This window comes from Streptomyces sp. JLYT201, assembly GCF_059448825.1.
Genome location: NZ_CM182551.1, coordinates 3343242 through 3365823 on the forward strand (window position 1 = coordinate 3343242; position 22582 = coordinate 3365823).

14 protein-coding genes are annotated in these 22582 nt (G+C 72.4%); 7 read left to right on the forward strand and 7 right to left on the reverse strand.

The window, feature by feature from the left end; genetic code table 11:
* Positions 1 to 16: 16 nt before the first annotated feature.
* From AC5WAM_RS13270 to AC5WAM_RS13295, 6 genes are all read right to left on the reverse strand, one after another.
* A complete protein-coding gene (locus AC5WAM_RS13270; protein ID WP_495522701.1) occupies positions 17 to 1204 on the reverse strand; it encodes a YncE family protein in 1188 nt (395 codons plus the stop codon).
* A complete protein-coding gene (locus AC5WAM_RS13275; RefSeq protein ID WP_366790134.1) occupies positions 1204 to 1956 on the reverse strand; it encodes a polysaccharide deacetylase family protein in 753 nt (250 codons plus the stop codon). Before AC5WAM_RS13275 ends, AC5WAM_RS13270 begins: the two co-directional genes overlap by 1 nt.
* Before the next feature lie 376 nt (positions 1957 to 2332).
* Positions 2333 to 2836 carry an ATP-binding protein gene (locus AC5WAM_RS13280; protein ID WP_030676216.1) on the reverse strand — a complete coding sequence of 168 codons (504 nt, stop codon included), beginning with the start codon at positions 2834 to 2836 and terminating at the stop codon, positions 2333 to 2335.
* A 264-nt stretch (positions 2837 to 3100) separates the two neighbouring features.
* On the reverse strand, positions 3101 to 3871 hold the full coding sequence (locus AC5WAM_RS13285) for an enoyl-CoA hydratase/isomerase family protein (protein ID WP_495522702.1): 771 nt from the start codon (positions 3869 to 3871) through the stop codon (positions 3101 to 3103).
* 88 nt (positions 3872 to 3959) lie between these two features.
* On the reverse strand, positions 3960 to 5201 hold the full coding sequence (locus tag AC5WAM_RS13290) for a L,D-transpeptidase (RefSeq protein ID WP_366790136.1): 1242 nt from the start codon (positions 5199 to 5201) through the stop codon (positions 3960 to 3962).
* Between the two features lie 177 nt (positions 5202 to 5378).
* Positions 5379 to 6602 (reverse strand): L,D-transpeptidase, encoded by a 1224-nt coding sequence (locus AC5WAM_RS13295; RefSeq protein WP_495522703.1) that lies wholly within the window; start codon positions 6600 to 6602, stop codon positions 5379 to 5381.
* 208 nt (positions 6603 to 6810) lie between these two features.
* On the opposite strand from AC5WAM_RS13295, the gene glgX reads away from it, so the two are divergent.
* The 7 genes from glgX to AC5WAM_RS13330 all read left to right on the forward strand — a co-directional run bounded on the left by glgX (position 6811) and on the right by AC5WAM_RS13330 (position 19795).
* Entirely contained in the window at positions 6811 to 9141 is a 2331-nt protein-coding gene (glgX, locus tag AC5WAM_RS13300; RefSeq protein WP_495522704.1) for a glycogen debranching protein GlgX, read from the forward strand.
* 61 nt (positions 9142 to 9202) lie between these two features.
* Positions 9203 to 10156 (forward strand): LysR family transcriptional regulator, encoded by a 954-nt coding sequence (locus AC5WAM_RS13305; protein WP_366790138.1) that lies wholly within the window; start codon positions 9203 to 9205, stop codon positions 10154 to 10156.
* 183 nt (positions 10157 to 10339) lie between these two features.
* Entirely contained in the window at positions 10340 to 11725 is a 1386-nt protein-coding gene (locus AC5WAM_RS13310; protein WP_495522705.1) for a carbohydrate-binding protein, read from the forward strand.
* A gap of 428 nt (positions 11726 to 12153) precedes the next feature.
* A complete protein-coding gene (locus tag AC5WAM_RS13315; RefSeq protein WP_495522706.1) occupies positions 12154 to 13926 on the forward strand; it encodes an ABC transporter ATP-binding protein in 1773 nt (590 codons plus the stop codon).
* On the forward strand, positions 13917 to 15737 hold the full coding sequence (locus AC5WAM_RS13320) for an ABC transporter ATP-binding protein (RefSeq protein ID WP_495523577.1): 1821 nt from the start codon (positions 13917 to 13919) through the stop codon (positions 15735 to 15737). The genes AC5WAM_RS13315 and AC5WAM_RS13320 overlap by 10 nt, the downstream gene beginning before the upstream one ends.
* Before the next feature lie 450 nt (positions 15738 to 16187).
* Positions 16188 to 17867 carry a M4 family metallopeptidase gene (locus tag AC5WAM_RS13325; protein ID WP_495522707.1) on the forward strand — a complete coding sequence of 560 codons (1680 nt, stop codon included), beginning with the start codon at positions 16188 to 16190 and terminating at the stop codon, positions 17865 to 17867.
* Between the two features lie 287 nt (positions 17868 to 18154).
* On the forward strand, positions 18155 to 19795 hold the full coding sequence (locus AC5WAM_RS13330) for a M4 family metallopeptidase (protein ID WP_366790143.1): 1641 nt from the start codon (positions 18155 to 18157) through the stop codon (positions 19793 to 19795).
* 60 nt (positions 19796 to 19855) lie between these two features.
* Here the strand turns inward: AC5WAM_RS13330 and glgP are convergent, their stop codons facing one another.
* Positions 19856 to 22498 (reverse strand): alpha-glucan family phosphorylase, encoded by a 2643-nt coding sequence (glgP, locus tag AC5WAM_RS13335; protein WP_495522708.1) that lies wholly within the window; start codon positions 22496 to 22498, stop codon positions 19856 to 19858.
* Positions 22499 to 22582 lie beyond the last annotated feature (84 nt).

Below are 22582 nucleotides of genomic sequence, written 5' to 3' on the forward strand. Positions count from 1 at the left end.
CGCTCCTCCGTGCCGCTCAGCGGAAGATGCCGGTGTGGCCCAGCGAGTAGCGGCCCGGCTGTGGGTAGACGGCCAGGCCGTGCGGGCCCCCGCCCACGGGGATGCGGGCCACCTGGACGCCGGTGCGGGTGTCGATGGCGTAGACCTCGGAGTCGTAGCGGCCGGAGAGCCACAGCGTGTGGCCGTCGGCCGAGACGCCGCCCATGTCCGGGCTCCCGCCGTCCGGCAGGCGCCACTTCTTGGTGAGGGCGTCCCGGCGGAAGTCGAAGACGGAGACCGTGCCCTCGCCCCGGTTCGACACGTACATCTCGCGGGAGTCGCGGCTGACGTACAGGCCGTGGCAGCCCTTGCCGGTGGGCAGGAGCTTCGGCTTGCCGAAGGCGTCGCCGTCGAGGACCCACATGCCGTGGGCCATCATGTCGGCGACGTAGAACTTCTTGCCGTCGGGGGACACCTTCACGTCCTGCGGCATGGCCCCGTCGAAGGGCAGCTTCTGCTGGCCGACGACCTTCATCTTCTCGGTGTCGACCTTCAGGAGCTCGCCGCTGAACTCGCAGGAGACGATGAAGTAGCGGCCGTCGAGGGAGAAGTCGGCGTGGTTGACGCCGTAGCAGCTGACCGGGACGGTCTTCTTCCGCGCCATGGTGTGCGGGTCGCGGAAGACCAGCTCGCGGTCGAGGGACGCCATGACGACGGCGTACTTGCCGTTCGGCGTGAAGTAGAGGTTGTACGGGTCGTGGACCTCGACCGGCTTGCCCGCGTCGCCGGTCCTGGGGTCGATGGGGGTGAGGGTGTGGCCGCGGTTGTTGTTGACCCAGAGCGTCTTCATGTCCCAGGACGGGACGACGTGCTGGGGCTGGACGCCGACGGGGATCGTGTCGATGACCTTGTACGTCACCGGGTCGATGACGGAGACCGTGTTGGAGTTGGTGTTGGGGACGTACACGCGGGACGGGAAGTCCTTGACCACCGGGGAGAGCTTGTTCGGGCGGTCGGCGGCGTAGACGTCCTTGGCGTCGAGGACCGGCGGCATCCCGGGCAGGCCCCGGACCTGCTTCGGCTCGGCGGGCTTGACGGGTGCCTTGGTCGCGAGGGCCTTGTTCTCGCGGCCCCCGCGCTCGGTGCCGCAGCCCGCGAGGGCGGTGAGGACGGCCGCGCTCGCGAGCAGGGCGGCGGCGCGCGTGGCCAGAGTCAGGTGTCGCATCAGGTGAGCAGCTCCGTGGTCGTGACGGCGCGCAGGCCGCGGCGGTGGAGGTCGTCCAGGACGGCGGGGAGCGCGGCGACCGTGTCCGCGTACCCGAAGTGCAGGCTCACCACGGAGCCCGCACGGACCTCGGCGGCGACCTTGCGGGTGACGGCCGGGGCGCCGGGCGAGGTGAAGTCGAGGGAGTCGACGTCGTAGGAGAGGACGTGCGGGTAGCCCGCGCGCCGGGCCAGGCGGGCGACGAGCGGTGTCGCCCGCTCTGCCCGCGAGGGGCGGAACCAGCTGCCGATGCCGCCGGTGAGGCGGCGCAGGCGGTCCGCGCAGCCGGTGATCTCGGCGTAGGCCTCGGCTTCGGGGAGGCTGTTGATGGTGCGGTGGCGCAGGGTGTGGTTGCCCAGGTCGTGGCCGCCGTCCAGGACGCGCCGGGCCAGGGCGGGGTGCTCGTCGAGCCAGGTGCCGACGGCGAGGACGGTGACGCGGGCGCCCGCCCGCTCGGCCTCGCCGAGCAGCGCGCGGGCGGTGGCCGGGTCGCCCTGGCCGTGGAAGGTGAGCGCGACCTCGCGCCGCCCGCGCGGGCTGTGCGCGATCTGCACGGGCAGGCCGGGGAAGGCGCGGGGGCCCGGCGCCGGCCCCCGGTGCGGCGTGCGCGCGGGGCGCGGCTCACGGCCTCCCGCCGTGGCGCAGCCAGCGAGGGGGGTGAGGGCGAGCCCAGTGCCGATGCGCAGCGCGCCGCGCCGGTCGGTCGAAGTCACGCGACCCATTTATAGGGCGGCGGCCCCCGAAAGCCGCTGATTGACATGAGGAGCGGTCCAGACCAAGAGATTCCGCTTAGGCTCGCGATGGCCCCTCACAGGCGGTGTTTAGCCATCGTTTACAAGGTGAGTGCTCTATCTCACCAAGGATTCACCTCTAAACTGTCATGCTATGTCCATGAATGACCGAATGGGGACTTTTGGATCGGAGGCCCCCGTCTGCCATAGTCGACGAAGCGACCCTCTTTGACCCGAGCTACGTCGCCTTACGGGCTGCGGACCACACCCACACCGGTCCCGGCCCCGCTCGAAGGCCCCCGACAGCGCCGCCACCCACGGCCCCGGGGGCTTTCGCGCACCCGGACGGGCGCGGGCGCTAGCGGTCGGTGATGCGCATCTCGAACCACGTCGTCTTGCCGCGCGGCAGCAGGTCCACGCCCCAGCGGTCGGCGAGCTTGTCGACGAGGAACAGACCGCGGCCACTGATGTCGAGTTCATGGACGGGCATCAGACACGGCAGGCCGCGCGAGGGGTCGCGGACCTCGACCCGGATCCAGCCGCGCCGCCGGTGCGTGCGCAGACCGAAGACGCGGGCACCGGTGTGCCGCACGGCGTTGCCGACGAGCTCCGACACGAGGAGCACGACGTCCTCGGTGAGCTTGGGCGACAGGCCCCAGTGGCGCAGGACGACGACCTGGGCGAGGCGGCGGGCGATGGCGGCGGACTCGGGGCGGGACGGGAGCTGGACCTCGGCGTCGGTGGGGTTGCCGAACAACTCCAGTGCCTTCAGGGCGTGTTCGTCCTCCACCGCCGGAGACCACCGCGCCGCGGTGGCGCCCGCGCGCCGCCGCGACTGTTCAAAGCCCTCCTGCCCCGCCATGCCCCCCATCATGGCCGCCCCCGGGCCCCATTGGGGCCGTTCCGGCGGAATGAGCCCCCCGGAAGCTTCCGTTCCAGGGGGCGGGCACGTCATATGCCATGGGCAGTTAGAGGTTCGGTACAGCCACCCTGACCTGCGATGACCGCTTGCTCACCGGAGATCGCAGAGCGTCTTGAAGAGGGCAGGCTTAAGGCTCTCTTAAGCCTGCGACAATCCGCCCCTTCGGGGGAAACTTTGGCTGACGGGACCTCAACTGGCCGGTTCTCAGAGGAACTTAGCCTTACCTGGCCCGTCCTCCACGAAGCTGCGCATGCCGCGCTCGCGGTCCTCGGTCGCGAAGAGTCCCGCGAACCAGGTGCGCTCCACGGCGAGCCCGGTGTCGATGCCCGCCTCCAGGCCCTGGTCGACCGCCTCCTTCGCGGCGCGCAGCGCGAGCGCCGGGCCGCGGGCGAGCCGCGCCGCCCACGCGTGGGCCTCGGCGTACACGTCGGCGGCGGGCACCACGCGGTCCACCAGGCCGATGGCGAGGGCCTCGTCGGCCTTGACCTGGCGGCCGGTGAAGATGAGGTCCTTGGCCTTGGACGGGCCGATCAGACGCGGCAGGCGCTGGGTGCCGCCGGCGCCCGGGATCAGGCCGAGCAGGATCTCCGGCTGGCCGAGCTTGGCGTTGTCGCCCGCGATGCGGAAGTCCGCGCAGAGCGCGAGCTCGCAGCCGCCGCCGAGGGCGTAGCCGGTGACGGCGGCGACGACGGGCTTGGGGATGCGGGCGATCGCGGTGAAGGCGTCCTGAAGGGCCCGGGAGCGCAGCACCATGGCCCGGTGGTCCATGTTCTGCATCTCCTTGATGTCCGCGCCCGCCGCGAACACCTTCTCACCGCCGTAGATCACGACGGCCCGCACGTCGTCGCGGTCGGTGGCCTCCGCCGCGAGGTCCTTCAGGCGGTCCTGGAGCTCGATGTCCAGGGCGTTCATGGGCGGGCGGTCGAGGCGGATCGTGCCGACGCCCTCGGCGACTTCGAGATGCACAGATGTCATGACGGGCACGTTAGCGGCCGTTAGCGCAGAAGGGCCCGGTGCACTTGGTCACACTGTGCGCCGGGCCCGTCAAGGAGTACGCGGGGCGTTACGCCTTCCACTCGTCCCAGGACATGTTCCAGCCGTTGTAGCCGTTGTCCGGGGCGATGACCTTGTCGTTGGAGTTCTTGACGACCACCACGTCGCCGACCATCGAGCGGTCGAAGAACCAGGCCGCGGAGACGTTCTTGTCGTAGCCGCCGCGCACGTCGCGCAGGCCGATGCAGCCGTGCGAGGCGTTGTAGTTGCCGAAGGCGCCGCCGCCCCAGTAGTTGCCGTGGATGAAGGTGCCGGAGGTGGACAGGCGCTGGGCGTGCGGCACGTCCTTGATGTCGTACTCGCCGCCGTAGCCGACGGTCTCGCCGTTCATGCGGGTGACCTTGAGGCGCTCGCTGATGACCATCTGGCCGTTCCACGTCTCGTACCCGGGCTTGCCCGTGGTGACGGGGATCTTCTTGATGACCTTGCCGTCGCGCTTGACGGTCATCTGCTTGGTCTTGACGTCGACGACGGAGACCTGGCTGCGGCCGATCTCGAAGCGGAGCGTCTTGGCCTGCTTGCCGTAGACGCCCGGGCGGCCCTCGACCCCGTCCAGGTTCATCCGGACGGTGACCTTGGTGCCCGGCTTCCAGTACTTCTCGGGGCGGAAGTCCAGGCGGTCGTTGCCGAACCAGTGGCCCTCGACCGGCACCGAGGGCTCGGTCTTGATGTCGATCGCCTTCTCGACGGCGTCCGGCGCGGTGATGCCCCGCGTGAAGCGCACCGAGAACGGCATGCCGACGCCGACCTTCGTGCCGTCCTCCGGCGTGAACTGGCCGACGAAGGTGTTCTTCGGCACGAGCGTCGTGAACGACGAGTCCTTGGCCGCGACGCGGCCGTCGGAGTCCTTGGCGATCGCGTGGACCTTGTACTTGGTGCCGGAGGCGAGGTGCCGCTCGGGGGACCATTTCGCGCCATCCGCGACGATCTTCCCGGGCACCGGCTTGCCCTTGGGGTCCTTGACCGTGACCTCCGTCAGCTTGCCCTTGGCGGCCGATATCCGCAGCGCCCCGTCGGTCGCCACGGCGTTCGCGCCGTTCTTGGGCGCGATGGTCACGACGGCCCGGGACGGCTTGTCCGAGCCCGCCTTGTCCCCGCCCCCGCCCCCGTCCCCCGAGTCGGAGCCGCCCCCGCACGCGGCCACGAGCAGCAGCGTCGCCCCCGACGCCACCGCGGTCAGTCCCCTGGCGCCCCGCCGCCCCGCGCGCTTTCGCGCATGGGCCGACGCCCCCGATATCGGTCGCCCGTTCACGATGCTTCTCCCCTCGCACGGCCCCGACAGGCCCGCACTCATCCGTCGCCGCGCGACCGGGAAAGACCCTCCGTCTCGCGCACTGCGCCAGATAACCACACGGCCCGCACCGATGACTCCCCGCCAAATGTCACCGTTCCGTTCCAACTACGACCTTCGTGCGGGCCGGGGGTGGCATCAGCGGCTCGAGCGCTCCTTCTTGTCCCCCTTGGTGGAGTTATGTGCCTGCCCTGACTTCTTCCCGGACCGCCACTCCTCCCAATCCATGTTCCAGCCTCCGAGGCCGTTGTCAGGAGCCACTTTCTTGTCATGGCTGTTGACGACCTCGACGACGTCACCGATGAGGCTGCGGTCGAAGAACCAGCCCGCCGGGGTCTTGGAACTGCCGCCCTTCACATCGCGCAGGCCCACGCAGCCGTGGCTGACGTTGCTGTTGCCCGGCGCGTTCGGCGCCCAGTAGTTGCCGTGCAGGAAGGTCCCCGAGGTGGTCAGGCGCATGGCGTGCGGCACGTCCGGGATGTCGTACTCCCCGCCGAAGCCGACCGTGCGGCTGTTCATGCGGGTCACCTCCAGCATCTCGGTGATCACCATCTTGCCGTTGTACGTCGTCGTCTTCGGGGCGCCCGCGGTGATCGGGACGGTGGTGACCGGCTCCCCGTCGCGGCGCACCCGCATGGTGTGCGCGGCGGCGTCGACGAGGCTGACCTGACTGCGGCCGACGGTGAAGGAGAAGGACTTCTCCTGGAGGCCGTAGACGCCGGGCGCGGCCTCGACGTCGCGCAGCCGCAGGCCCACGGTGACCTTGGTGCCGGGCTTCCAGTAGCGCTCGGGGCGGAAGTCGACGCGGGTGCTGCCGAACCAGTGCGGGCGGATCTCCACGGCGGGCTCGGCCGTGACGCGGATGGCGCGCTGCACGGCGGCGCGGTCGGTGATCTCGCGGTTGAACTCGAGCGAGACGATCATGCCGGTGCCGACCGTGGCGCGGTGCTCCGGGGTGACGTACCCGATGAAGCGCTCCTCGGGGACGTACGTGGTGAACGTGGTGTGGCGCGCGGAGCGGCGGCCGTGGCCGTCGAGCGCGACGGCGTCCACGGTGTACTTGGCGGCGAGCGCCAGCTTCTCGTCCCCGCCCCGCGCCAGGGGCCGCCAGCTCATGCCGTCGGCGGACATGCGGCCCTTCACCTCGGTCTCCTGGGCGTCCTGGGACCGGACGACGCGCACCGACTCCAGGCGCCCGTCCGGCACCTCCACCCTCAGGTGCTTCTCGGGACGCACGCCCTTCTTCCCGTCGCCGGGCGTGACCCGGATCGCGTCGGCGGGCGAGCGGGGGCGGCCGAGCACCCCGTCGAGCGCCGTACCGGAGCAGCCCGATGCCGCGAGTACCAGTGCCGTCCATGCCACCGCGAGCCTCAGCGCGGTCCGTGCGCGCCGAGCGCGCCTCGTTGCCTGTCTCACGTCGGGCCCAACGAGGCTGCCCCGCCCCGGGAAACGTGAGTGCGACGCGCCCGCTGGGCAGAACAGGGGGAAGGACGTCGGGCGGGGAGCCGCGGCCGGGACGCCGCATGCCCCGGCCGCACGCCGACGGGGCCGAGCCGCGGGAGGCTGACAGGTGTCGAGTGCACCCGAGCAGGGGGCAGTCAAGGGGGCGCGTGCCGTGGACCGGGTCAGGCCCGGCGGCGCGGCGGCCGAGCGCAACGGCGGGCGCGGCGGCAAGGTCCGCCCCGCCCCCGCGCGCCCGGTGTGGCCGGGGGCGCCGACGCCGCTCGGCGCCCGCTTCCGGGTGGGCCCGGACGGGGTGGCGGGCACGAACTTCGCGCTGTGGGCGGGCGGCGCCGAGGCCGTGGACCTGTGCCTGTTCGACGCGGACGGCACGGAGACGCGCTGCCCGCTCACCGAGCTGACGCACGAGATCTGGCACGGCTTCGTGCCCGGCGCGCTCCCCGGGCAGCGGTACGGCTACCGCGTGCACGGCCGCTGGGACCCCTGGACCGGCGCCCGCTTCAACCCGGCGAAGCTGCTTCTGGACCCGTACGCGCGCGCGGTCGACGCGGGCCCCGGGCAGGACTACGGATCGCTGCCGCCGGAGGTGTACGGCCACGTGCGGGACTGGCCGCAGCAGCACGTGGCGGACACCGTGCGCGACGACCGGGACTCGGCGCCCTTCGTGCCGAAGGGCGTCGTCGTGCACGACGACGCGGCGGACGACGAGTGGGCCGACGACCGCCGCCCCAAGACCCCGTGGGCCGACTCCGTCATCTACGAACTGCACGTGCGCGGCTTCACCATGCGCCACCCGGACGTGCCCGAGCCGCTGCGCGGCACGTACGCGGGGCTCGCGCACCCGGCGGCCGTAGACCACCTCGTACGCCTCGGGGTGACGGCGGTCGAGCTGCTCCCGGTGCACCAGTTCGCGCACGAGGACCATCTCCTGCGGCGGGGCCTGCGCAACTACTGGGGGTACAACTCGATCGGCTACTTCGCGCCGCACGCGGCGTATGCGGCCTCCGGCACCACCGGGCAGCAGGTCGGGGAGTTCCGGCGGATGGTGCGGGCGCTGCACGAGGCCGGGATCGAGGTGATCCTCGACGTCGTCTACAACCACACGGCGGAGGCCGGGGAGATGGGGCCGACGCTCTCCTTGAAGGGCGTCGACAACCACGCCTACTACCACCTCCAGCAGGACGCCCGGCGGTACGCCGACTACACGGGCTGCGGCAACACCCTGCACGTGGTGCGCCCGCAGGTGCTGCGGCTCATCACGGACTCGCTGCGCTACTGGGTGAGCGAGATGGGCGTGGACGGCTTCCGCTTCGACCTGGCGGCGGCCCTCGCGCGCTCCTTCCACGACGTCGACATGCTCTCGCCGTTCCTCGCGGTGATCGCGCAGGACCCGGTGCTCCGGCGCGTGAAGCTGATCGCCGAGCCGTGGGACGTGGGCTCGGGCGGCTACCAGGTGGGGGCGTTCCCGCCGCTGTGGACCGAGTGGAACGACCGCTACCGGGACGCGGTGCGGGACTTCTGGCGGGGCGCCCTGCCGGACGTGCGGGACCTGGGCTACCGCCTGTCCGGGTCGAGCGACCTGTACGCGTGGGGCGGGCGGCGCCCGTACGCGTCGGTGAACTTCGTGACCGCCCACGACGGCTTCACGCTCCGGGACCTGGTGAGCTACGAGCGCAAGCACAACGAGGCCAACGGCGAGGGCAACCGGGACGGCGCCGACGACAACCGCGCGTGGAACTGCGGCGCCGAGGGCGAGACCGACGACCCCGAGGTGAACGCGCTGCGCAGGCGCCAGCTGCGCAACCTGCTGACCACGCTGCTGCTCTCCACCGGAGTGCCGATGCTGGTCGCGGGCGACGAGATGGGCCGCACGCAGGGCGGCAACAACAACGCGTACTGCCAGGACAACGAGATCAGCTGGGTGGACTGGGAGCTGCGCGACGACCCCGGCTGGGGCGGTCTGCTCGCGCTCGCCCGGCGGCTGATCGCGCTGCGCCACCGGCACCCGGTGCTGAGGCGCCGCGCCTTCTTCTCCGGGCGCGCCCACTCGGCGGACGGCCTGCGGGACCTGGCGTGGTTCACGGCCCGCGGCACGGAGATGACGGAGGCCGACTGGTACGCGCCCGCCGCGACGCTCGGCATGTATCTGTCGGGGCGCGACATACCGGGCCGGGACGCGCGCGGCGCGCAGGTGACCGACGACAGCTTCCTTGCGGTCCTGCACGGCGCCGACCGGGCGGTGGGCTTCACGCTGCCGGGGCCGCCGTGGGCCGACGCGTACGAGGTGGTGGTGGACACCGCGCGCGAGGAGCAGCGGGAGGCTCCGGGGACGCTGCTCGCCGCGGGGGCGGAGGTGACCGTGGAGGCCCGGTCGGCGCTGCTGCTCAGGGCGGTGCCCGCGCCCGGGGCGCCGGGGTCTCCCGGGAGCGACGCGCCGTGAGGGGAATTCAGGTCCGTACCAAGGTATTGCCCCGGCCCCGGAGGCCGACGAAGCTCACCGCATGGACCTGGAGTTGCGGCACCTGAAGACGATCCGGGCGATCGCCGACGCGGGCAGCCTGACGAAGGCAGCCACCGCGCTCGGCCTCGCCCAGCCCGCGCTCAGCGCCCAGCTGAAACGGATCGAACGGGCCCTGGGGGGCGAGCTGTTCGAGCGCGGCAGGTCCGGGGTGCGGCCCACTCCCCTCGGTGAGTTCGTGCTCGCCCGCGCCCGGATCGTGCTGCCCGCCGTCAGCGAACTCCAGGAGGAGGCCGAGCGGTTCACGCGCGGCTGGCAGGACCGGCGCGGCTTCCGGCTCGGCGGCACCCACGGGCCACTGCTCGGCGGCCTGGTCGACCGGCTCGCCGCCGCGCACCCCGAGCAGTCCGTGTCCACGTACACCTCCTGGTCGGAGCGGGAGGTCGCGGCGCAGGTCGCCGACGGGCGGCTCGACTTCGCGCTCGTCGGCACGTGCGGGGCCGCCGCGCCGCCGGAGCGCGAGCGGCTCGTGTGGCGCGAGGTGGCGCGGGACCCGGTGTTCGTCATGCTCGCCACGGAGCACCGGCTCGCCGGGGAGCCGCAGATCGAGCTCGGGGACCTCGCGGACGAGGCCTGGGCGGACGTGCCGGGCGACGGGTGCTTCGGGGACTGCTTCACCGCCGCGTGCGCGCGGGCGGGGTTCACGCCGTCGTCCGTGTACGAGACCGACACCGCGTCGTGCGTGCATCTGGTGCAGGTGGGGCGGGCGGTGGGGCTGTGCCGCGCGACGTTTCCGCCGACGGGCGGCATCGTGACCCGGCCCCTCGCGGGCACGCCCCTGTACTGGCGGCATCTGCTGGGGTGGCACCCCGAGACGTACGCGCACGACACCGCGGCGGAGGTGTTCGCGCACGCGCGGGCCGCGCACGCGGAGGCGGCCGCCCGCAGCGAGAGCTACTCGGCGTGGCTGGCGTCGCCCGGGGCCGACGTGGGCTAGGCCGCCGGGCCGGCGGGGATGAACAGCCGGTGGCGGGGGCCATAACACGGGACCAGGGGGGTAACTGGCATCTACTGAGCGGCTGTTGAGACTTCTACGGTATGGGCGACCGGAGAGAGGGCGGATCCCACTTCCCCGCTCTACGGGTCCCCCCCTCCCCGATGACACACCGAGGAGACCCCCATGCAGTTCAGAGATGCCTCCCCCTTCCTCAGGAAATGTACCGACCGCCGCGGCCTGGCCGCGGCCGGCGCCGCCTTCGTGGCCGCCGGCGCCCTCGTCTTCGCCTCGATCCCCGGCTCCGCCCACGCCGACTCCCCGTCCCCCGCCGACACCGCCTCCGTGGCCAGGACGTCGCCCGCGGTGCTCAAGGCCATGCAGCGCGACCTCGGCCTCACCCCCACGCAGGCCGAGGCGCGTCTCGTCAACGAGGCCGAGGCGGGCGCGGTCGCGGGCGCGCTGCGCAACGCCCTCGGCCGTGACTTCGCGGGCGCCTGGGTCCAGGGCGCCACCTCGGGCACGCTCACGGTGGCGACCACCGACCGCGCGGACGTCCCCGCCATCACGGCCAAGGGCGCGAAGGCCCGGGTCGTCGACCACGCCCTCGCCCGGCTCGACGCGGCGAAGGCCGCGCTCGACCGGGCCGCGAAGAGGACGAAGACGCTGGACGCCCCGGTCTGGTACGTCGACGTCAAGGCCAACGCGGTCGTCGTGGCCGCCGTGCGGGCCACCGCCGCCCACCGGCTCGTGGCCGCCGCGGGCGTGGACCGCGACCTGGTGCGCGTGGTGCGGACCCAGGACCGGCCGCGGCCGCTGTACGACCTCGTCGGCGGCGACGCGTACTACATGGGCGGCCGCTGCTCGGTCGGGTTCCCGATCACGCAGGGGTCCACGCAGGGCTTCGCCACGGCGGGCCACTGCGGCCGCGCGGGCACGGCCACGCAGGGTTACAACCGGGTCGCGCAGGGCACCTTCCGCGGCTCGATCTTCCCGGGCCGCGACATGGCGTGGGTGGCCGCGAACTCGCAGTGGACGTCGACCCCGTACGTCAAGGGCCAGGGCGGCACGCGCGTGGGTGTCGCGGGCTCGACGCAGTCGCCGGTGGGTGCCTCCATCTGCCGCTCCGGGTCGACCACCGGATGGCACTGCGGCACGATCTCGCAGCACAACACCAGCGTCACCTACCCCGAGGGCACCATCAACGGCGTGACCCGGACGACGGTGTGCGCCGAGCCCGGCGACTCCGGCGGCTCGTACATCTCCGGCAGCCAGGCGCAGGGCGTCACCTCGGGCGGCTCGGGCAACTGCAGCTCCGGCGGCACGACGTTCTACCAGCCGATCAATCCGCTCCTTCAGCAGTTCCAGCTGACGCTGAAGACCACGGGCGGCGAGGACCCGGGGCCAGGACCCGGCCCCGGCGACCCGAGCGGCACCTGGGCGGCGGGCTCCGTCTACGCGGCCGGTGACACGGTCACGTACGGCGGCGAGACCTTCCGCTGCCTCCAGCCGCACCAGGCACAGGAGGGCTGGGAGCCCCCGAACACCCCCGCGTTGTGGGAGCGCGGGTAAGGACCCAGGGCTGAGCGGGCCGCGCCCCGGGGGGTGCGCGGTCCGCGAGGACCGGATTCCGGTCTCGGCCGGCCCACTGCGCCACGGAGGGCCGGCCGAGGATGCCGCGGCGTACCCCTCCGATACGACCGCGGCCCGGTCCTGACGTCCGACTCGCCGTGCGCATGGGCGAGATGGGTCTTGACCGAGGCGTCGACAGTGGCCGGTCCGCCGGCGGCGCCACGGTGGGGCGTGCCCCCGGCGACGAGTGCGAGCCCTTCCCGTCCGCGGGAGCTCAGCATCTCGTCGCCGGGGGCACGTACACGTCGGCGGACCCGCGTTCCCGCAGCTCGAAGGGGTGGGGACCAAGGTCCTAGGACCAGCGGAGGACGGCGTACGGGACGAAACCCAGTGGGCGCTGTCAGTGGTGAAACGTAGGCTCACCCCTGATGTCCACCACACTCGAATCCGCCGGAGGCGGCCGGTCGGCCGTCCGGACGCTCACGCGCCTGTGGCCGTACGTCCGCCCTGTCCGAAAGCGCCTGTTCTGGGCCGCTCTTGTCGCCGTCGTGGCCTCCTGTATGAGCCTGGTCTTCCCGCTCGTCCTGAAGTGGATGGTGGACGGGCCGGTGGCCGACGGGGACACCGCGGGGGTCTGGCTCGGAGCGCTGCTCCTGCTCGGCCTCGGCGTCGCGGAGGCGCTGCTCTTCGGCTTCCGGCGGTGGCTGGTGGCGCGGCCGCTCGCGGGGGTCGAGGCGTCGATGCGGGCGGACCTGTTCCAGCACCTCCAGCGGCTGCCGGTGGCCTTCCACGACCGCTGGGCCTCGGGCCAGCTGCTCTCGCGCGGCACGACGGACCTGATGCTGATCCGCCTTTTCCTCGCCTTCCCCCTGACCTTCATGGTGGTGAACGGCGCGACGATCCTGGTCGGTGTGGCCCTCCTCCTCGCCCAGGACTGGACGCTCGGCCTGGTGCTGCTCGCGCCGGTGGTGCCGCTGGTGGTCGTCGTGTCGTACTTCGAGGCCCGGTTCGCCGACGTGGCGCGCCGCGCGCAGGACCAGGTGGGCGATCTGACCACGGTCGTCGAGGAGAGCGTCCTCGGCATCCGCATCATCAAGGGCTTCGGGCGCCACCGCAGCCAGGCACGGGCGTTCCGCGACCTGTCGCGGACCCTGCGCGGCACGGAGCTGGCCAAGGCCCGGCTGCTCGCCGCGATCTGGGGCGTCATCACGACGCTGCCGGAGCTGGCCATCGGGGCGGCGCTCGTGCTCGGCTCCGTGCAGGTCGCCGACGGCGACCTGTCGGCGGGCACCCTGGTGGCATTCCTGTCCACGGCGCTCGCGCTGCGCTGGCCGGTGGAGTCGATGGGCTTCCTGCTCGCGATGAGCCAGGAGGCGGCGACGGCCACGGAGCGGTACTTCGAAGTGCTCGACGCGGAGCCGGAGTCCGACGCGGAAGCCGTCGCCGGGAGCGCGCCGCAGGCCGCCGACGGGATGCGCTTCGAAGGGGTCTCCTTCCGCTATCCGGACGCGGACGAGGAGACGCCGCCGGTCCTGTCCCACATCGATCTGCACGTCCGTACGGGCGAGACGATGGCCCTGGTGGGCGCCACCGGCAGCGGCAAGACCACGCTCACCGCCCTCGTGCCCCGGCTGCACGACGTCAGCGGCGGCCGCATCACGCTCGACGGCGAGGACATCGCCGCCCTGCCCCGGCAGCGGGTGCGGGAGCTGGTGTCGGTGGCCTTCGAGGAGCCCACCCTGTTCTCGGCGTCCGTCGGCGAGAACGTCCTCATGGGGGCCGGTCCCGACGCCGGGGAGCGCGAGCTCGGCCACGCCCTGTCCGTCGCGCAGGCCGACTTCGTGCACGAGCTTCCGCAGGGCGCGCGGACCCAGGTCGGTGAGCAGGGCCTGAGCCTGTCCGGCGGCCAGCGGCAGCGGCTGGCCCTGGCCCGCGCGGTCGTGGGGCGGCCGAGGTTCCTGGTCCTCGACGACCCGCTGTCGGCGCTCGACGTGCACACCGAGGCGCTGGTCGAGGCGGCGCTGCGGCGCGTTCTGAAGGACACCACCGCCCTGGTGGTGGCCCACCGCCCGTCGACGGTGCTGCTCGCGGACCGCGTCGCCCTGCTCTCCGGCGGCCGCGTCGCCGCCGTGGGCACCCATCAGGAACTGCTGCGGGACAACGCCGAGTACGCGTGGCTGATGTCGGGGGGATCCCAGTGAGTACGCAAGGCCTCGACGACTTCGACCAGGACACGCTGCCCACGGCGCCCGGCGCGACCCGGCGGCTGCTGCGGTCGCTGCTCGCGCCGCGGCGCGGCCGGGTCGCGCTGGCCGCCGTGCTGCTGCTCCTGCAGCAGGCCGCCGTCCAGACGGGCCCGCTGCTGGTGGCGTACGCCATCGACTCGGCCGTGCCCGCCGTGCGCAAGGACGACTACGGCCCGCTGATCGCCGTCGGCGTCGGCTACGGCCTCTCCGCGGCGCTCTCCGGCGCGCTCCAGTACGCCTTCATCCTGGCCTCGGCGCGGGTGAACCAGGACGTGCTGCTCGATCTGCGCGGGCGGATCTTCCGGCACGCGCAGGCGCTCAGCGTGGACTTCCACGAGCGGTACACCTCCGGGCGGCTGATCTCCCGGTCCACGACGGACGTCGAGTCGCTGCGCGAGCTGCTCAGCGAGGGCCTCCAGGAACTGCTCACGGTCATCCTGTCCTTCGTCTACATCGCGGCGCTGCTGCTCTGGCTCGACCTCGGCCTCGGCGCGGTCGCGGTGGCCTCGTTCGTGCCGCTGTACCTGCTGATCCGGCTCTTCCAGCGCCGCGCGGCCAAGGTGTACCGGGTCCGCTCCACGGCGATCGCCGCCGTGATCGTGAAGTTCACGGAGACGATGAACGGCATCCGGCCGGTGCGGGCCTTCCGGCGCGAGCGGGCCAACGACGAACGGTTCGCCGCCCTGAACCGCGAGCACGAGCGCGTGAACGGCGACGCGCTCCTGGAGATGGCCCGGTACGTGGTGGGCTCGCGGCTCGTGGCCAACACCTCGGTGGCCGGAATCGTCCTGTGGGGCGCCTACCGCGTCGCCGAGGGCACCCTCGCCCTCGGTGTCCTGGCGGCGGCCGTGCTGTATCTGCGGCGCCTCTACGACCCGATCGACCGGCTCGGGATGTTCCTCAACTCCTACCAGTCCGCGGCGGCGTCCCTGGAGAAGATCGCGGGGCTGCTCGCGCAGACGCCGACCGTGCCGGAGCCGGAGCAGTCGGCCGCGCGCCCGCTGCCCGACCTGGCCGGTGAACACCCGGGCCGCACGGTCGTGTTCGACGGCGTGCGGTTCGCGTACCGGACGGGCGGCGAGGTCCTGCCGCGCTTCGACCTCACGCTGCCCGCCGGGCAGACCGTCGCCGTCGTCGGCTCCACGGGCGCGGGCAAGTCGACGCTCGCCAAGCTCCTGGCCCGGTTCTACGACCCCACCGAGGGCCAGGTCCTGCTCGACGGCGTGGACCTGCGCGAGCTGGCGACGGCCGACCTCAGACGCGGCGTCGTAATGGTCACGCAGGAGGCGTTCCTGTTCTCCGGCACGGTCGCGGAGAACATCGCGATCGGCCGCCCGGAAGCCACCCGTGAGGAGATCGAACGCGCCGCGAAGGCGATCGGCGCCCACGACTTCATCGCGGCCCTGCCCGACGGCTACGACACGGACGTGCGCAAGCGGGGCGGCCGCATCTCGGCCGGGCAGCGCCAGCTCGTGGCGTTCGCCCGCGCGCTGCTCGCGGACCCGGCCGTGCTGATCCTCGACGAGGCCACCAGCTCCCTGGACATCCCCGGGGAGCGGGCCGTGCAGCGGGCGATGGACACGGTCCTGCGCGGTCGCACGGCGGTCGTGATCGCCCACCGCCTGTCCACGGTGGAGATCGCCGACCGCGTCCTGGTCATGGAGCACGGCCGCGTCGTCGAGGACGGCACCCCCGCCGAACTGATCGCGTCCACGGGCCCCTTCGCCCAACTCCACAAGGCCTGGCGAGAGAGCGTGGTGAGCTGAAGCGCCCCGAAGGGGCGGGGGGGCCGCGCCGATGTGCGGCTCCGCCGCGTGGGCGCGCCCCCGAAGGGGCGCGGGGAACTGCGCGCCCAGCCACGAACGACCCGCAGTTGGCGAGAAGCAGGCGCAGACAGCACAAGAGGGCCCCGCGGCGCAAAGGGCGGCTGACCGCAGCCGCCCTTTGCGCCGCATAACGGACGCCCGAACCCACGCACCGGACGTATTCCAGCCAAAGTACGCCAACTGAATGACATGTACCTGTCTCGAATGGCACTCTTCCCCTCACCAGTCGCACAGGAGCTCACGCACCGGCGGCTCCCGCGCGCGGCGCGTCCCCCCAAGCGGCGCGGCGCGCGCCAGGCACCACGTACTGCCCTGCTCTGCCCGGCCGGTCACCCGCCGCCGGGTCGCCACAGGCCACGCACCCCCGTGGCCGCGCAGAAGGAGTCCGTGTTGAGCACATCCCCCACATCCCGCAGAACCCCCTCCCACCGGCGTGCCACCGCCATCGGCGCGTTCGTCGCCGCCGCCGCCCTGCTCGGCGTGACCGTCCAGGCCACCACCGCGTCGGCCGACCAGGCCGCGGCCGGCACCAAGGCCAACGCCGGTGCCATGCCGCAGCAGCTCTCCCCGTCGCAGCGGGCCGAGCTGATCCGCGCGGCGGACGCCTCGACCGCCGCCACCGCCGAGCGCATCGACCTCGGCGCGAAGGAGAAGCTGGTCGTCCGCGACGTCATCAAGGACCGCGACGGCACCACGCACACCCGCTACGAGCGCACCTACGCCGGACTCCCCGTGCTCGGCGGCGACCTCGTCGTGGCCACCGCCAAGTCGGGCGCGGTCAAGGACGTCATCCGCGCCTCGAAGGCCCGCCTCACGGGCCTCGGCACGAGCGCCGACGTCAAGGCGGCGAGCGCCGAGAAGCAGGCCCTCGGCGTCTCCAAGGCGGACGGCTCCACCAAGCTCAAGGCGTCCCAGAAGCCGCGCAAGGTCATCTGGCTCGGGGACAGCAGGGGCGGCGCCCCGAAGCTCGCCTACGAGACGGTGGTCGGCGGCTTCCAGAAGGACGGCACCCCGAACGAGCTGCACGTGGTGACCGACGCCAGGACCGGCAAGAAGCTCGGCGAGTGGCAGGGCGTCCACGAGGGCACCGGCAACACGCAGTACAGCGGCCAGGTCCAGCTCACCACGCAGCAGTCGGGCTCGCAGTACACGCTCACCGACACCGCGCGCGGCAACCACAAGACGACCAACCTGAACCGCAGCACGTCCGGCAACGGCACCCTGTTCTCGGGCCCGGACGACATCTGGGGCAACGGCCAGGCCTCCAACGCCGAGACCGCGGGCACGGACGCCCACTACGGCGCGGCCCTGACCTGGGACTACTACAAGAACGTGCACGGCCGCAACGGCATCAAGAACGACGGCCGCGGCGCCACCTCACGCGTGCACTACGGCAACAACTACGTCAACGCGTTCTGGCAGGACTCCTGCTTCTGCATGACGTACGGCGACGGCTCGGGCAACTCCAAGCCCCTCACCTCCATCGACGTGGCCGCCCACGAGATGACCCACGGCGTCACCTCCGCGACCGGCAACATGACGTACAGCCGCGAGCCCGGCGGCCTGAACGAGGCGACCAGCGACATCTTCGCCGCCGCCGTCGAGTTCAACGCCAAGAACGCCTCGGACGTCGGCGACTACCTGGTCGGCGAGAAGATCGACATCCGCGGCAACGGCACCCCGCTGCGCTACATGGACAAGCCCTCCAAGGACGGCTCGTCGCTGGACAACTGGCGCAGCACCGCCGGGAACGTGGACGTCCACTACTCCTCCGGCATCGCCAACCACTTCTTCTACCTGCTGAGCGAAGGCAGTGGAAAGAAGGTCATCAACGGCGTTTCGTACGACTCGCCGACGTATGACAACAAGCCTGTGACCGGAATCGGCATCGACAAGGCCGCCAAGATCTGGTTCAGGGCACTCACCACGAAGTTCACCACGACCACCAACTACGCGGCGGCGCGCACCGGCACGCTGGCCGCCGCCGGCGAGCTCTACGGCACGTCGAGCGCCGAGTACACCGCGGTCGCCAACGCCTGGGCGGCCGTCAACGTCGGCGCACGCCCCTAGCCGACGCGGTCGGCGCCGCTCCGGGGAGCCCGGAACCACCAACCCTCCGGGGCGGCGCCGCAGTTCACCGCGTGAGCGCATCCGGCGGTCCGTTCACGCGGTGTTCGCATGACGGACCTTGACCATCGGCCAACGGACGCAATCTGGCCAACATTCGGTCAAGGTCCTGACATGTACCTGGCTCAAATGGCACGCTGCTCACGCACGGCACACCAGTTCATCCGCACAGCACCAGTTCGGCCCGGGTGGTCCCCCATGCCATCCGGGCCTTCACACAAGGAGCATGCGTGACCCCCCACATATCGAAGCGTTCCACTCTGGCCATCGCCACCGCCGTCGCCGCCGGAGCGCTGCTCACCGCCGGAATGACCACCGGCGCCTCCGCACAGCCCGACACCGCCAGAGCCGCCGCCCCGGCCCCCGCCGCCGCGCCCGCCACGCTCTCCGCCACCGCCCGCGCCGACCTGCTGCAGGGCGCCGAGGAGAAGGCCGCGGCCACCGCCGACCGCATCGGCCTCGGGGCGAAGGAGAAGCTGGTCGTCCGCGACGTCGTCAAGGACCGCGACGGCACCACGCACACCCGCTACGAGCGCACCTACGCCGGACTGCCCGTCCTCGGCGGCGACCTCGTCGTCCACACCGCGAAGGACGGCTCGGTCAAGGGCGTCAGCAAGGCGACCAAGGCCACCATCAAGGTCGCCTCGACCGACGCGAAGCTGGCCCCGAAGTCCGTGGCCGCCTCCGCCAAGTCGACGGCCGCCAAGACCGGCGACACCGCGAAGGCCGACCCGCGCGCGCCGCGCAAGGTCGTCTGGGCCGCCGAGGGCACGCCCACGCTCGCCTACGAGACGGTCGTCACCGGCGTCCAGAAGGACGGCACGCCCAGCGAGCTGCACGTCATCACCGACGCGGCCACCGGCAAGAAGCTGTACCAGTACCAGGCCATCGAGACCGGCACCGGCAACAGCCAGTACAGCGGCAAGGTCACGGTCGGCTCCGTCAAGAGCGGCAGCACCTTCCAGCTGACCGACTCCGGGCGCGGCAACCACAAGACGTACGACCTCAACCACGGCTCCAGCGGCGGCAAGCTCTACACCGACGCCGACGACGTCTGGGGCACCGGCAAGCCCTCCAACACCCAGACCGCCGCCGTCGACGCCGCCTACGGCGCGGGCCTCACCTGGGACTACTACAAGTCCGTGCACGGCCGCAGCGGCATCAAGGGCGACGGCAAGGGTGCCACGTCCCGCGTGCACTACGGCAACGCCTACGTCAACGCGTTCTGGCAGGACTCCTGCTTCTGCATGACGTACGGCGACGGCGAGGGCAACGCCAAGCCCCTCACCTCCATCGACGTGGCCGCCCACGAGATGACCCACGGCGTCACCTCGGCCACCGGCAACATGGAGTACAGCGGCGAGTCCGGCGGCCTGAACGAGGCCACCAGCGACATCTTCGCCGCCGCCGTCGAGTTCAAGGCCAACAACAGCCTGGACAAGGGCGACTACCTCGTCGGCGAGAAGATCGACATCAACGGCGACGGCACCCCGCTGCGCTACATGGACAAGCCCTCCAAGGACGGCTCGTCGCTCGACTACTGGAGCAGCAACGCCGGCAACGTCGACGTCCACTACTCCTCCGGCATCGCCAACCACTTCTTCTACCTGCTGAGCGAGGGCAGCGGCCAGAAGACGATCAACGGCGTGTCGTACGACAGCCCGACCAAGGACGGCTCCAAGGTCACCGGCATCGGGCGCGACAAGGCCGAGAAGATCTGGTTCAAGGCCCTGTCGACGTACTTCACCTCGACCACGGACTACGCGCAGGCGCGCAAGGACACCGTGAAGGCCGCGAGCGACCTGTACGGCGCCACCTCCGCCGAGGCGAAGGCAGTTGCCGCCGCCTGGACCGGCGTGAACGTCAAGTAACCCGTTGAGCCGGGCGGCATCCGGGGAGACCCCCTGGATGCCGCCCGCACCATTTTCGCGCTAGCGCATCAAGACGCCCGCCGCCTCCCCCGTCACCTCCGAAGGGACGGCCACCAGGCCGAGTTCCGCGCCGTTCGCCAGGAGGCGGTGGGACGGCAGGATGCGGACCGTGTAGCCGAAGGGGCCGGTGCGGTCCAGGGCCAGGGGGCCCTCGTACAGCAGACGGCCCCCGGCGTCGGGGGCGCCGGTGGGCTTCAGGGGCACCGGGGTGGCGTCGGCGATGTGGTCCTCGGGGTCGACGCGGCCCGCGATGGCCTGCACCTCGACGTCGTCGCAGGACAGCTCGCCGAGCCGGACGCGCACCCGCAGCGCGAGGGTCGCGCCGAGCTCCGCGGTGGCGCCCGCGGCCGTGGCCTCGACGTGGTCGACGGCGACGCCCGGCCAGGCCGCGCGGACCCGGTTCTTCCACGCGGCGAACCCGGTGGCGGCGTCCGCGTCGAGCACGCGGTGGGAGCGCGCGGCGGGCACGTACAGGCGCTCCACGTACTCCCGCACCATGCGCCCGGCGAGGACCTTCGGGCCGAGCCGGGTCAGGGTCCGCCGCACCATCTCGATCCAGCGGTCGGGCAGCCCTTCGGGCCCGTGCTCGTAGAAGCGGGGGGTGACCCGCCGCTCCAGGAGGTCGTAGAGGGCGGCCGCCTCCAGGTCGTCGCGGCGGTGGTCGTCGGTGGCCGCGCCGTCGGCGGTGGGGATCGCCCAGCCGAAGTCGGGCTCGAACCACTCGTCCCACCAGCCGTCCAGGACCGACAGGTTGAGGCAGCCGTTGAGCGCGGCCTTCATGCCGGAGGTGCCGCAGGCCTCCAGGGGGCGCAGCGGGTTGTTCAGCCACACGTCGCAGCCCGCGTACAGCTTCTGCGCCATCGCCATACCGTAGTCGGGCAGAAAGACGACGCGGTGGCGCACCCGCGGGTCGTCGGTGAAGCGCACCAGGTCCTGGATGAGCCGCTTGCCGCCGTCGTCGGCCGGGTGCGCCTTGCCCGCGACGACGATCTGCACGGGCCGCTCGGGGCGCGTGAGCAGTTCCAGGAGCCGGTCCTGGTCGCGCAGCATCAGCGTGAGGCGCTTGTACGAGGGGACGCGCCGGGCGAAGCCGATGGTGAGGACGTCCGGGTCCAGGACCTCGTCGATCCAGCCGAGCTCGGCGGTGGCGGCGCCGCGCTGCCGCCAGGACGCGTGCAGCCGGCGGCGCACCTCGTCCACGAGCTGGGCGCGCAGCTCGCGGCGCAGCTGCCAGATGTCGGCGTCCTGGATGTCGGCGACGGCGTCCCAGCGCTCGGAGCCGCCGACGGACAGGGCGTGGTCGGTGCGGCGCGCGCCGATCTGCCGGGCGCCGAGCCGGAACACCTCGGGAGCCACCCAGGTGGGCGCGTGCACGCCGTTGGTGACGGAGGTGATCGGCACCTCCTCGGGGTCGAACCCGGGCCACAGGCCCTGGAACATCTCCCGGCTGACCTTGCCGTGCAGCGTGGAGACGCCGTTGGCGCCGCGGGCCAGGCGCAGCCCCATCACGGCCATGTTGAACACGTTGGCGTCGCCGCCCGGATAGGTCTCCATGCCCAGGCGCAGTATCAACTCGACGTCGATGCCCGGCAGTTCGGCGTCCGGGCCGAAGTGGTGGGCGACCAGCTCGCGGTCGAAGCGGTCGATCCCGGCGGGCACCGGCGTGTGGGTGGTGAAGACGGTGCCGCCGCGCACGGACTCCAGGGCGCCCTCGAAGGCGAGCCCGCCCTGGACCAGTTCGTGGACGCGCTCCAGGCCGAGGAAGCCCGCGTGGCCCTCGTTGGTGTGGAAGACCTCGGGCGCGGGGTGTCCGGTGAGGCGGCAGTAGGTGCGCACGGCCCGGACGCCGCCGATGCCGAGCAGCATCTCCTGGAGCAGCCGGTGCTCGCTGCCGCCACCGTAGAGCCGGTCGGTGACCTCGCGGGCGCCGGGGTCGTTCTCCTCGACGTCGGAGTCCAGCATCAGCAGCGGCACGCGGCCGATCTGCGCCTGCCAGACGTGGGCGCGCAGGGCCCGGCCGCCGGGCAGCGCGAGGCGCACCAGGGCGGGGGTGCCGTCGGGCTCCCGCAGCAGGGTCAGGGGCAGCTCGTTCGGGTCGAGCAGGGGGTAGTGCTCCTGCTGCCAGCCGTCGCGGGTGAGGGACTGCCGGAAGTAGCCGTGCCGGTAGAGCAGTCCGACGCCGATGAGGGGCACGCCGAGGTCGCTGGCCGCCTTCAGGTGGTCGCCCGCGAGGATGCCGAGGCCTCCGGAGTACTGCGGCAGGGCGGCCGTGACGCCGAACTCCGGCGAGAAGTAGGCGACGGCGGCGGGCAGGTCGGATCCGGGCGGGTCGGGCGGCTCGGCCTGCCGCTCCTGGTACCAGCGGCGGCCGGTGACGTACTCGCGCAGGTCGTCGGCGCTCTCGCCGAGGCGGCGCAGGAAGTCCTCGTCGGCGGCCAGCTCGACGAGGCGGGCCGCGGGCACGGAGCCGAGCAGGCGCACGGGGTCGCCGCCCGAGGCCTCCCACAGGGCCGGGTCGACGTCGCGGAAGAGGTCACGGGTCCCGGTGTGCCAGGACCAGCGCAGGTTGCGGGAGAGTTCGCTGAGCGGGGCGAGGGCGGCGGGCAGGACGGGACGTACGGTGATGCGACGGATGGCTTTCACGGCGGCACCTCTGTCGGAGGACGTACGTGACCCATCGACGGTAGGGGGTCGGGCCGCCCCGCCACCACGGGACCGTGAACTTGT